Genomic DNA, 11,691 nt, shown 5'->3' with positions numbered 1-11,691 from the left:
GTCTCACAATCCGACCCAAGGCAACCGGCAGGGCAACGACGTCGGCACGCAGTACCGTTCGCTGATCCAGTACTTCACCGAAGACCAGCGCAAGGCCGCCGAGGCCAGCCGCGCCGCCTACCAGCGGGTGCTCACCGCCGCGGGTCACCGCCCCATCACGACCACGATCGAGCCCGCCACCGAGTTCTACTACGCCGAGGACTACCACCAGCAGTACCTCTCGGACGCCAAGAACCCTGACGGCTACTGCGGCCTCGGCGGTACCGGTGTCGCCTGTCCGGTGGGGCTCGCCACGGCTGAGTGACCACCAGGTGCTCGCTCGCTCGAGCGAGCGACGCAGGATGTCACCCGGCGAACCGCAAGAGTCCGGCGGCAATGCCAGGAACTTCGAGCTTGCCGGTAACAACATCGATCACGAACTGTTCGGCCGCGTCCTCGTCCAGGGGATCATGGAGTTCGTGTCCGTTGAGTCCGAGAAACAGCCAAGTCGCGTTCCAAGCAAGCCGCTTGTTCCCGTCGATGAGGCAGTGGTTGCGGCCGAGGGACTCCATCAGTGCGGCTGCCTTTTCCCAGATGCCCGGGTACGCGTCGTGCCCGAACACGGTCGTCTTCGGACGAGCGGCGGCGGACGCCAGCAAGCCGGCGTCACGAAGGCGCACTTCGCCGTCCACGACCCGCCGCGCGACTTCGATCAGATCGTCGAGCGTCAGGTAATCAATCACTGCGCAAGCCGCGTATTGAGTCCCTCGCTCACGCGCAGCACGCGGTCCAGCACCTCGACGCGCCGCTTGGCCCGCGCGTCGACTGCGCTCATGAGCACGTCATGCACATAGTCCTGCAAGCTACGACCTTCAAGCGCCGCCTGCGCACGAATCTGCTCGATCTCCGATTCCTCGAACCGGGCTGGGAGCATCTTCTTCGCCATAGCTATCGATGATAGCAGCTGCTATCACATGCGTGCAGGACTCGAACGAGCGGCGACGGGGGTCGAGTCAGTTCAACTGAGCTGCTTGACTCTCACGTCGCGTCAGGCCGCATAGTCGTTGGCGTGGAACTGCAGCTGACGGTGGGGCGTGTGGCGGAGTTGGCCGACGTGAGCGTCCGTACGCTCCATCACTACGACGAGATCGGGCTCGTGCGGCCCTCGGCGCGGACAGCCGCCGGGTATCGGGCCTACTCGGCGGCCGACGTGGAGCGGCTGCGGGAGGTGCTGGCATACCGGCGCCTGGGTTTCGGGCTTCGGGAGGTCGCCGATCTGGTCGATGACCCGTCCACCGACGCGGTGGCGCACCTGCGCCGACTGCGCGGCCTGCTGTTGGAACGGCGCGATCGCGCTGACGCCATGGTCGCCGCCATCGACCGGGAACTCGATGCACGATCGAAGGGGATGGACGTGACTCCGGAGGAACAGCTGCAGATGCTCGGCGCGCGGCTCTACGACGCGATCGGCGGCGCCTACACCGCGACGCGCCGCACCGAGCCGCGGTTCGCCGCGCAGATCTGGGCCGCGCTCGGGGACGCACAGACGGTGCTTAACGTCGGGGCCGGCACCGGCTCCTATGAGCCCTGCGACCGCGACGTGACCGCGGTGGAACCGTCCGCGGTCATGCGGGCGCAGCGGCCCGCCGATGCGGCACCATGCGTGGCCGCCGCCGCGGAGAGCCTGCCGTTCGCCGACCAGTCCTTCGACGCCGCGATGGCCGTCTCCACCGTCCACCACTGGCGAGACCCGATCGCCGGGCTGCGCGAGATGCGGCGCGTAGCCCGCCGCGTGGTGGTGCTCACGTTCGACGCCGAGCCCGGATGGCAAGACCGATTCTGGCTGACCCGCGACTACCTGCCCGAGGTCACCGACGTCCTTGCAGACTTCCCATCGTTGCCCGGGATGACCGAAGCGATCGACGCCCGCGCGGAACCGGTGCCGATCCCGTGGGACTGCTCCGACGGCCTGTTCGAGGCGTACTGGCGCCGCCCTGCGGCGTATCTGGAGGATCACGTTCGCCGGGCCATGTCGGTGTGGACGAGGGTCGGCCCGGAAGCCGAAGGCAGGGCGGTGCGCATCCTCAGCGGCGACCTCGCCTCCGGCCGGTGGGACGAGCGCAACCATGAACTCGCCGACCTCGACGCCGCGGACCTGGGCCTGCGCCTGCTCATAGCCTGAGCTCCATCGCTCCCGGCTTCGGGTCGGACGGCGGTCAAGCCGGCCGCGGGAGCACGCGGCGGTATGCGGGGCTCCTGCGACACCGTAGGCTGGCGTTATGGACTCCACGAGCTGGATCATCGCGACGGACACCGGCAGCTACTGGGGCAAGTCGTTCGGGAAGGACGGGGTGACGTTCGTGCGGGCGAACGCCTACCAGTACACCTCTGTCGAACTGGCCACTGCCCGGATCGCCGAATTGGCCGCCGCCGGCGATGCGCGCGCCTACCACGTCGAGGCTTCGGCTCCCGCTCGCCGGCGGTACTGAACCCACCAGGCCGGGCGACGCGTCGGGGCCGCCGGAACGTGTCCGACGGCCCCGAGGTCTTACGGGCGTTGCCTCAGATCAGAGCGGCAGGATGTTGGCGGCCTGGGGGCCCTTGGCACCCTGGGTCACCTCAAAGCTGACGGCCTGTCCCTCTTTCAGTTCGCGGTAGCCCTGGGTGGCGATCGCAGAGTAGTGGGCGAACACGTCGGGGCCGCCCCCGTCCTGCTCGATGAACCCGAAGCCCTTCTCCGCGTTGAACCACTTCACAGTGCCAGTTGCCATACTCGTGAACTCTCCTTCATGGAGCACGCCCCGGACCTGAAACCATGCAGACCCGCGCTGCGTATTCTCACTCCATACCTGAACAAGCCTAGCCGACCTGCGCGCGGGACGCAGCCCTTGGGCCGTGCCGCGCCACCATGTCGTTGATCGTTTGGAGTCACCAGGCCACAGACCGCGGCGCGGTCATGGCCGCCCGACGCCCGGCACGGCGACCGGGAGGGTGAGGATCTTGCCGGTACGCGGGCCGTTAACCAGGCGCGCGATGTTTTCCGTGATGCCGTCGCCGCGTCGCCACTCGGCGGTGAGGATGAACAGGGTCCGCCGGTCGGGGCCGCCGAGCATCAACGCGAAAGGCGCCCGGTCGGCGCTGAGCTCGACCCGCTGCAGGACCTTGCCGCCCTCGGCCACTCGGACGATGGAGTTCGCGCCGGTGGAGACCCAGACCGCCCCTTCCGCGTCCAGACAAATGCCGTCCGGGCCAAGTCCGTCGGCGAAGACCCGGCGATTGGAAAGCCCCCCGTCCGCCTCGATGTCGAACGCGGTGAGCCTGCGCGCGAACGACTCGGAGATGATCAGCGTCCGGTTGTCGGGGGTGATGACCATGCCGTTGGGGAACTGGATCTCGTCGGCGACCTGGCGCAGCCGGCCGTCCGGAGTGACCAGCTTGATGTATCCGGGCTTGGGCGGCGCTCCGGCGACGAAATCGAAATCCGCGCCGTTGAGGTAGATGTTGCCGCGGCCGTCCACCACGATCTCGTTCGCGCGCTGCTCGGCGTGCACGACCATCGATCCGTCGCGCTCCTGGCGCCGCAGCTTGTCCCCGGTGACCAGGAGCCTGCCGTCCGGCAGCCATTCGATCGAATAGCCCATCGAGTGGCTGTCCGGATCCCGCGTCGCCATCACCTCGGCCTTGCCGTCCAGATCGACGGCCACCACCTCACGCTCGATCCAGTTGCAGAACCACAGCCGCCCCTCGTGCCACCGCGGTGACTCTGGAATGCCCAGTCCAGTGAGCAGGACCTGCGGCTTCAGCTCGGACATCGCTCTCTCCTCGGTTCGCGGGCTCAGCCGGTCGAGCCGGCTCCTTTACCTCCTATACGAACGAGAGGGCGGCGGATCGACAGACGACGCGAAATGAGGAAGGACGATGGGCGCGGCCGGTGGCGAAGCTCAGAACAGGGTCGGCGGAGCGGCGGGGATCGCCTCCGGCAATGGCTCGAGTTCGGGCAGCCGCGCTCGCACCTCGTCGTGAAAGCGATGGGCCAGAGTGAGCGCGTCAGCGTTGTCCGGCGTGTGGATGAAGACCGTCGGCGAGCGGCCTTCGCGTAACCAGCCGGCGACCGTTTCGAGCCACGGCCGCCAGCCCGCGGCCGTGAGCTCCGGGTCGTCGCGGCCGATGTAACGCACGATCGGATGCGCCGTCAGGGCCCGCTCCCGGCGCGGAAGGCGCGGCTTCTTCGTCCACGACTCCCGCTCCGCGTCGGTGCTCGGCGGTGTTTCGTACAGGACGGTCGTATCGAACGTCACCCACTCCGCGCCGACCTCGCCGAGGACCTGTTCGAGGCGTTGCTCCCAGCGCGGATCCTCGAAGAACGCGCGGTGCCTGACTTCCACTGCGTAGCGATACTTGCCAGGCAGCTTGCGCAGGAAGCCGCCGAGCGCGTCGAGACCGTCGGGCGTGAATGACGGCGGAAGTTGCACCCACAATGCGTGGACGCGCGAGCCGAGCGGCTCTATCGCGGCGAGGAAGGCGCGTAGCGGTTCGGCCACGTCGGCGAGGCGGCGCTCGTGGGTGATCGGACGCGGCAGCTTGAGCAGAAACCGGAAGTCGGCAGCGGTCTGATCGGCCCAGGAACTGACCGTCTCGATCGATGGCGTCGCGTAGAAGGTCGTATTGCCCTCGACGGCGTTGCACCATCTCGCGTACGCACGCAGCCGGTCGCGCGGCGGCAGCGGGTGCGGCAGCTCGCGACCCTGCCAGGCCACGTGCGTCCACATCGCGCAACCGACGTGCAGTCTCATGCTTCGAGCCTACCGACTACCACTGACGGGCCATCAGCTGTTAGCTATCGGCCGTCAGCTTTCGGCTATCGGCACTCATACAGTGGTCGGCTCGGCGACCCACTTCATCGGGTCACCCCAGCCGAGGTCGTCCAGACCGGCCTTCTTCAGCGCGAGGACGACGAGCGTGCGGTTGTGTGCGGCGAAGGTGAGCACGTGCGCGATCATCCCGCCGTAGGTGAACACCTCAGCCGGCTCGCGCAGCGCGTTGACGAAGGTCTCGTCGAGCCTGCCGCCGCTGATGACGTCGCGGACCTCGGCGAGGAACGCGGGGGCGACGCGGGCTAGCCGGGCGCGCATGGCGTCGATCGTCTCGTGCTGCTCCTGCGACCAGTCGTAGGGACGGTTCGCGATCGCGCAGTTCCACATGTCCATCTGGCCGATCAGCCGGGACAGCAGCGAGCGCAGGCTCTGTTCGTCGTCATCGACGGAGACTTCGATCGGCTCGTCGAGCGCCGCGCCGGGAAGCTGCGCGGCCTTGTCGATCATCTGGCCGATCAGCCAGACGTGGTGTTCGACCATCCTGGTGAGCAGGTCCATCGCGGTCACCTTCGTTCGTGCGGGCAGCCGCAGGCTGCCGGGCGGGTGGAAGTGCACTCCGTTCGGGGTCGGCAGCTGGAAGCGACGCGGTGCGACCCGCCAGGCTGACGGGGACACGCCGTACGCGCGCTGGAACGCCCGGGTGAACGCCTCGTGCGAGGAGTAACCCGCCTCGACCGCCACGTCCAGAACGCTCAGCTCGCTGATCACCAGCCGGTATGCCGCGCGTTCGAGCAGGACGCGCCGCCGGAAGCGCGCGGGAGTCTCGCCACACACCGCGCCGACGATGCGGTCGAAGTGGAATCGCGAGAGGTGTACGCGTGCGGCCAGGTCTTCCCCGCGCGCGTCGTGATCGTCGAGGTGCGCGGTCAGCGTGTCCACGAAGCGCACGAACGCGCTTGTTCCGGAATCCGCCGAGGAGTGCATGTCTTTACTGTGCGCTGCTGCGGGGGTGACGCGCTTGATTGATTTTGCGGTGTTGCTCGGTCGCGGGGTCACTCGTTCAGGGACGGCCGAGCGACAGCGCGCGCAGGTAGTTGCGGAAGCTCACGGCGCGGTATGCCTCGAGCGTGCGACGCTCCAGCCGCAGCCGGTGCTCCGCCGCCGCGACTCCTTCTCGGTGCAGCGCGCAGTCCCGGTCGATCGCGGCGATCGCCGTCGCATGTGACGATCGCGTGCTCTGCTCGTCAGCGACGAGGGCGTCTCGCTGCGATTGGGTTTGGCCGTGCGCGGTCTTGTGCTGGACGTCGGCGGCGTGTCTGATCGCGGTTTCGCGCGCCGTGATACCGGTCTGCCTGATGGCAGCCTCGGTGTCGAGCTGCGCTCGAATCGCGGCCGTCAGCTGCGCAGGCATCCGGACGCGTACCCGGTTCTCGAGACCCACGCGCCATGCGTCCAAGTGACGAGCGCGAACCTCGCCGACCATGGGGACTTTGAGCGCGCGACCGTCGCGATGCAGCACGCGCACGCTGATGGAGCGGCCGAAGCCACGGTCCACTCGAATGCCGGTGAAGTCCGCCGCGGTCCGGATGCCGACCGCTTCCAGTTCCGCGACTACCGCGCGGCCGATGCCGTAGACCTGCGCGGCGTCGATGCGGTGGCGAGCGAGCTCGTCGGCCATGTGCCGAGACTCGACGGAGGAGGTGCGCCGAGCCAACTCAGCGCTCTTCCACCCCTGCAGACCGGTGCGCTCGCGGACCAGCTTCGCCAGTTCCTCGTCGCGCCACCGGTCGATCCTGGCGTACTCGGCGGCCGCGTGCTGGTCTATCTGGGTTCTGCGATCGGAAAGAATCGCCAGCTCGCGCTGGTAGGTCGCGATGCTTTCCTCGCGCGCCGCGATCTGCCAGCGCAGCTGGGCTTGGACCTGCTTCTCCTGGGCGCGTGCAGTGCGCACGGCCTTGCGCCGCGCCCGCCTCGCACGCGCCTGCGGCATTCGCAGGAAGCTGATCCACCAGGAAACGATTGTGAGCCCGGCGGTAGCGCCCGATCCGCCGATCAACGCCGCCGCCACGGTGTCCGAAGCAGACGCGGACACGTACAGGCAAGCGGCGATGAGCGCGCCGGCAAGCAGGAGGCTGGCATACCAGGCAACGCGCGTGATCCACGGTGGCCGGCCCAACAAGACTGGACTCGGCGCAGGTAGGTGATCGTCGAGCCACGACGCCGTACTGCCTGGAGTCCCACCGTTCGTCGCAGTGCTCTGCATCTTCGCGGTGCTGTCCGCTCGCGTAACCGCTGGCTCGTCGAGCGGCGCGATTGCGTCGAGCGGCTTGCCGACCGCGTCTTTCAGGCCTTCAGCGCGCGAACGAAACTGCGCGCCGACGGAGCCGAGCGAGGCCAACGCAGGCGACGATGCCGGGTCTTCGAGGTCGTACTTCTGCAGCAGCAGATATTCGCCGCCGGGCTTGTGCAGGCGGTACCACAGCGTCGAATCGGCGGCGAGCGCAGCCAACGACAGATGGATCACGCGCGCGGAGAAGCGGTCGAGCCAGGGCCCGTAGTCGCTCGCCGCTCGCCGCGGATGCTGGTAGTTGGGTTGCCCGAGCTCCATCGCGGGCCGGTCGCGCAACGCGGGCACATACATGCCGTCGTAGTCGATCAGCTTCAGTTCCCCGCGCGCGGTGACGAGCAGGTTGCCGTGTTGCAGGTCACCGTGCGCGAGTCCGGCCGCCTCCAGGCTCGCGACCAACTGCGCGAAGCCGTCGGCCAACCGGCCGAGTGCGGCCCGGTCGCCGGTACGCAGTCTGTCCTCGATCCAGGAGATTAGCTGCTTGGCTTCGATCCACTCCATCACGAGAACCGGATACGGCTTCCCCTGCACCAGCACGCCGGCCTCGACATAGCGGAATTCGACCTTCCACCGTGCCTGGACGTCACGCAGCGCCGCCTCGATCTCCCGGAAGCGGTCCTGCTGGTCTGGTACGTCCCGTGTAAAACACTTGATGGCAAGGCGCCGCCCGGCCGTGGTGTCGGCGGTGAAGACGCTGGCGAAGTTCCCTGAGATGGGCCGGGGCAGCCCGAATCGGTCGGTGCGGATCGTGCAGCCGACGAGCTCCGGATCGACGAAGCAGCGCCTCGTGTCCTGCAACGCGTCAACGTAGGCACCGCTGCTGGGAAACGTCACCACAGTACTCACGACGACACCGCCATCAGTGCTCTACAACCGGGTCAAGCCGGCAGCGGATGATCGTGACGTCATCGTTGCGCATCCTCCGGTCTGCACGGAGCTTCTCGAGCCAGTCGCTGGTGCCGTCGGATGCGTTCTCGTCGCAGACCTCATCGATCTCCCGCCACGGCTGTCGACCGGCCTCGATCTCGGCCAGAAACCACTGCGCGGCGGCGTCGGTTGCGAGGTAGAACACATCTCCAGGGAGCCAGGTCCCACGCCGCTCAACAGTCCGCGCCTCGATTAGCTCGCGGTCCGGCGCACGCGTTCCGGCCAGGTGCGGGCTCGTGTCGAAGCCGGCCGACGACTGGAGCGGGAACGCCTCCGTAAGCCGCGCGCCGCGCACTTGGAACCCGCAGGCGTCACCAAGCGCCGCCGCGCTCCACGTGCCGCCGCCCGAAAAATCGCTGAACCCTGAGTCACGCCCCGGCTTGCCCTGGAACGAGACACCCAGCAGCGTCGCATACGCGCCCTGCTCGAGTTTTGATTCCTCGTACCAGGCCACCGGCCGCCCGACCCGCGCACGCCGACCCACGTACCGGTTCACGTACGCGGGCCACCGCGCCGCCGCGGCACAGATCCGCTCGGCGAACACCTCAGCACCCAGTTCCCGCCCCGCCAGGCCGCCGACTGCCCGCGCCAGCCGTCCGGCCCACGCGCCCGCGAGCATGCTCTCCGACGCCCCGTCGGCCACCGCGAAGGTGCAGCGGTTGGCCGACGACCCGCGCACTCTCGGCCGTCCACCGGACAAGGACCAAGCATCTTCATACTCTGACTTACTAGATCCCGCCTTCGGCTCGCTCAGCACGGCGTACTTCAACGCGACGTCCTTCAACACGTGCACTTCAACGCAGGTCGGTCGCACGAGTGCCGATGTCGAGGAACTGGACGACGGAGGTGATGTCCGCGTTGAAAACGAAGCCCCGGCTGCCTTCGCCGACCGCAATGCCCTGAGTCGACGCGTAGTGCAGCATGTGCGGCGGCAGCGGCGAGGACATGCCAAACAGCAGCCGCGCGAAGTCGTCCGGGAGAGTGGTTTCGCTCGCCGGGAACACGATCGGCGCCGCCTGGCCCGCGCTCACGTGCAGATTGAATACGAGCACTGATCCGTCGGCGGTAGCCAGGGATCGTAGCCGGGCTGCCGGTTGCGCCGGATCGCCGTCCGTGGATTCGCCATCCGTCAGATTGATCACGATCGGCGGGAAGCTGCCCGGCCGCTCACCAACCCACCGCTCCACCAATGCCGCCGCCTGCCCGAGCGCCTGCGTCATCGGCGTACCGCCGTTCGCCACCGGATCAACCCACACCGGGAAACGCGCCGTCGTCTCCACCAGCCCACCCGCGCCGTCCGGCACCTTCTTCGCGCGCTCCTCCACCCGCAGCGGATTGTCCGCGACCTGGCTGAGCGGCACCAGATCGCGCCCCGCCAACGCACCACCGAACGCAGATCCGATCCGCGCGCCATAGCCAAGCACCGCGACGTGGAAGTAGTCGCGAACGCCCTCTTCCTTGGCGCACTTGAGCGACAGCTCGAACAGCAGCCGGTTCAGCGCGTCCGCCACCGCGTCGGCCTTGCGCTTCGGCGTGCCTTCGCCTGCCGCCGCGATGGGATCCTCCATCGAGGTGGACTGGTCGAGCAGGAACACGAAACAGGTCGGGTTGGCCCGGCTGATCTCCACGGAATACGCCATGAGGCGCTCCCTCCCTGGTCAGACGTCTGACGCTTCGATGCTAACCCACCGTTCGGGTCCCCGTTATCCCTACGGCTCTCTCCGCTTGCCATACCCATCGATCGCGCCGCAACGCGCTTGCGCCCCTCCGCGCACTGGCACGAAGGGGCGCAAGCGGTGAGCTAGCGACCAGGAATCAGCGCGTCCGCAGCGGTATCAGTACCGGTAAGCGGCCGGCTGACCGGTAACGGGGTCGAGGAAGAGCGGACGGTTGTCGCCGCGACGATCATCGAAGTCGAACAGGTGGTTGAGCGTTCCGGCGATCGCGTCGGCGGAGCCCGAGATGCGCGGCAGCCGCCAGTTGTCCTCGACGAATTTCAGGATGCTGCTCTGGTCCGTGAGGGTGTGGTCGATGTAGTTGTGCTTGGCGAACGGTGAGATCACCAACAGCGGGAGGCGCGGGCCGTAGCCGCACCGCCCGTTCTGCCCGGCCAGCGGCGTGCCGGCGGTGGTGTTACCGCACAGGCCAGTGCCGCTCAGGAAGTCCTGCGGTCCGGGCGGGTTGGGGACGTTCGCAGTGTTCGATGGGTTGTGCACGCCGCTGAACACGTGGTCGTAATAGCCGTCCGAGTCGTCGTAGGCCACGACGACGGCGGTGCTGGACCAGTCGGCGGTGCGCTCGAGCGCGTTGACCTCGTTGACGACGAACTGCTGCTCGTCGTACGGGTCCGAGTAGCCGGCGTGGCCGTCCTGGTAGCCGGGTGCCTTCAGGAAGCTGACCGCTGGCAGGTGGTCCGCGGACAGGTAGCCACGGGAGATCGCGGACACGAGCGCGTCGAAGTCACTGGTGTCGTACTGGTGGTTGGCCGTGTTGAACTGCGGCACCCCGCCGGTGATCGTCTGGGTGTCCGTGCCGATCGCGGCGAGCGAGGCCGGCGGCAGGTGGTGCGGGTTCGCGGTGCTGGCGTAGTACTGGAACGGCTCGTGATGCGGGATGTAGTCGTCCTTGTTGCCGTAGTTGTTCGGGCCGGCCGCGGTGCCGCCGACGCCGCCCACCGCGACGCCGACCGGGTGCACCGCGTTGCACAGCCCCTGGTCCGAAGCCGGCGCCTGCGCGAACTTGCCCTTGAACTGGTCCGGCGTGAACAGGCTGGTGGGCTGGGTGCCGCCGGTGGCGGCGGCGAACGAGGTGGTCGGGCGGAAGCCGCCCTGGAACCAGCCCCAGCTCAGGCCCTGCGTGTTGAGCAGGTCGCCGACGTTCTTGCCGTTGAAGGTGACCGCGTCGCGGACCGAGCAGTCGTCGTAGTACGGCTGCGCGTCAGAGACCAGCGACGTTCCCCCCACACCGTCGCTGACCGTGTCGCCGTCTGTCGCCGCACCGTTGATCATCTTGCCGACGCCGCCGGTGTCCCCGGAGACCACGTTGATGGCACCCGGGGAGGAAGGACCGAAGGTGGTGCCGAAGGAGTTGTCGCTCATCGCGAACTGCTGGGCGTAGTTCCACAGCCCGGTGACCGTGTTGCCGTCGTAGTAGTTCATGACGTCGCCGGCGCTGCACGGCTGGCCGGTGCCACTCTTGCCGCCGCTGGTCCCGACGGTGGTGATGAACTTGTCCATCGCCCCGCCGTCGAACGCCTTCTGCTCGTCGTTGTAGTCGTGGTCCTGATCACACGTCACAACGTCGTTGATGTTGGCCGGGTCTAGACGGCGCGGGTTGGTCTGCTTGCCCGCGGCGTCCTTGTTCGGGTTGTTGGTCAGCAGCGTTCCGGCGCCGCCCGCGCCCTTGGTGTCGGCGAGTGTGTTGGCCTTGGGCGTGCCGCCCTTGGCGTGGAACGGCTGGCCGGAGGTGTTGGCGGCCTTGGGGTAGGTGCCGAAGTAGTGGTCGAAGGAGACGTTCTCCTGGTAGATGACCACCAGGTGCTTGATCGGAGTCGTGGTGTTACCCCACGAGGGATTGGCGGCCGGGTGACCGGAGCTTGCCTGGCCGAACGCTGAACCGCTCAGC

At 68.0% G+C, this 11,691-nt stretch carries 13 protein-coding genes; 3 read left to right on the top strand and 10 right to left on the bottom strand.

Annotation, left to right across the window (positions count from 1 at the left end):
- Positions 1–304, top strand: a 304-nt coding sequence (locus tag VN779_RS17690) for a peptide-methionine (S)-S-oxide reductase (RefSeq protein ID WP_325724694.1), incomplete at its 5' end; no start/stop codon positions are given.
- Positions 305–344: 40 nt separating this feature from the next.
- On the opposite strand, the gene VN779_RS17685 is transcribed toward VN779_RS17690, so the two are convergent.
- Both VN779_RS17685 and VN779_RS17680 read right to left on the bottom strand, forming a co-directional pair.
- Positions 345–719 (bottom strand): type II toxin-antitoxin system death-on-curing family toxin, encoded by a 375-nt coding sequence (locus VN779_RS17685; RefSeq protein WP_349260838.1) that lies wholly within the window; start codon positions 717–719, stop codon positions 345–347.
- Positions 719–925 carry a hypothetical protein gene (locus tag VN779_RS17680; RefSeq protein ID WP_325724690.1) on the bottom strand — a complete coding sequence of 69 codons (207 nt, stop codon included), beginning with the start codon at positions 923–925 and terminating at the stop codon, positions 719–721. Before VN779_RS17680 ends, VN779_RS17685 begins: the two co-directional genes overlap by 1 nt.
- A 141-nt stretch (positions 926–1,066) precedes the next feature.
- On the opposite strand from VN779_RS17680, the gene VN779_RS17675 reads away from it, so the two are divergent.
- Positions 1,067–2,161: a MerR family transcriptional regulator gene (locus VN779_RS17675; RefSeq protein WP_349260837.1), complete on the top strand. Its 1,095-nt coding sequence runs from the start codon at positions 1,067–1,069 to the stop codon at positions 2,159–2,161.
- A gap of 97 nt (positions 2,162–2,258) precedes the next feature.
- Positions 2,259–2,468 (top strand): hypothetical protein, encoded by a 210-nt coding sequence (locus VN779_RS17670; RefSeq protein WP_325724686.1) that lies wholly within the window; start codon positions 2,259–2,261, stop codon positions 2,466–2,468.
- Between the two features lie 78 nt (positions 2,469–2,546).
- On the opposite strand, the gene VN779_RS17665 is transcribed toward VN779_RS17670, so the two are convergent.
- From VN779_RS17665 to VN779_RS17630, 8 genes are all read right to left on the bottom strand, one after another.
- On the bottom strand, positions 2,547–2,750 hold the full coding sequence (locus VN779_RS17665; protein ID WP_325724684.1) for a cold-shock protein: 204 nt from the start codon (positions 2,748–2,750) through the stop codon (positions 2,547–2,549).
- A gap of 183 nt (positions 2,751–2,933) precedes the next feature.
- A complete protein-coding gene (locus tag VN779_RS17660; RefSeq protein ID WP_325724682.1) occupies positions 2,934–3,791 on the bottom strand; it encodes an SMP-30/gluconolactonase/LRE family protein in 858 nt (285 codons plus the stop codon).
- A gap of 129 nt (positions 3,792–3,920) precedes the next feature.
- The gene (locus VN779_RS17655; RefSeq protein WP_325724680.1) at positions 3,921–4,772 is read right to left on the bottom strand and encodes a DUF72 domain-containing protein; all 852 of its coding nucleotides are present in this window, start codon (positions 4,770–4,772) and stop codon (positions 3,921–3,923) included.
- A 75-nt stretch (positions 4,773–4,847) separates the two neighbouring features.
- Positions 4,848–5,777 carry an AraC family transcriptional regulator gene (locus VN779_RS17650; RefSeq protein ID WP_325724679.1) on the bottom strand — a complete coding sequence of 310 codons (930 nt, stop codon included), beginning with the start codon at positions 5,775–5,777 and terminating at the stop codon, positions 4,848–4,850.
- 76 nt (positions 5,778–5,853) lie between these two features.
- Positions 5,854–7,986 carry a protein kinase domain-containing protein gene (locus VN779_RS17645; RefSeq protein ID WP_325724677.1) on the bottom strand — a complete coding sequence of 711 codons (2,133 nt, stop codon included), beginning with the start codon at positions 7,984–7,986 and terminating at the stop codon, positions 5,854–5,856.
- Positions 7,987–7,999: 13 nt separating this feature from the next.
- Complete coding sequence (locus VN779_RS17640) at positions 8,000–8,767, bottom strand: hypothetical protein (protein ID WP_325724675.1); 768 nt, start codon at positions 8,765–8,767, stop codon at positions 8,000–8,002.
- Positions 8,768–8,861: 94 nt separating this feature from the next.
- Positions 8,862–9,707, bottom strand: a complete 846-nt coding sequence (locus tag VN779_RS17635; protein WP_325724673.1) for a hypothetical protein — start codon at positions 9,705–9,707, stop codon at positions 8,862–8,864.
- A gap of 195 nt (positions 9,708–9,902) precedes the next feature.
- Positions 9,903–11,690: a phospholipase C gene (locus VN779_RS17630; RefSeq protein WP_414639701.1), complete on the bottom strand. Its 1,788-nt coding sequence runs from the start codon at positions 11,688–11,690 to the stop codon at positions 9,903–9,905.
- Between the last annotated feature and the right edge of the window lies 1 nt (position 11,691).

Origin of the sequence: Actinocrinis sp. (genome assembly GCF_035605935.1) — a bacterium.
Lineage (GTDB): Bacteria > Actinomycetota > Actinomycetes > Streptomycetales > Catenulisporaceae > Actinocrinis.
The sequence above is the reverse complement of the archived record's forward strand: the minus strand, read 5'-3'. Positions and strand labels throughout refer to the sequence as shown.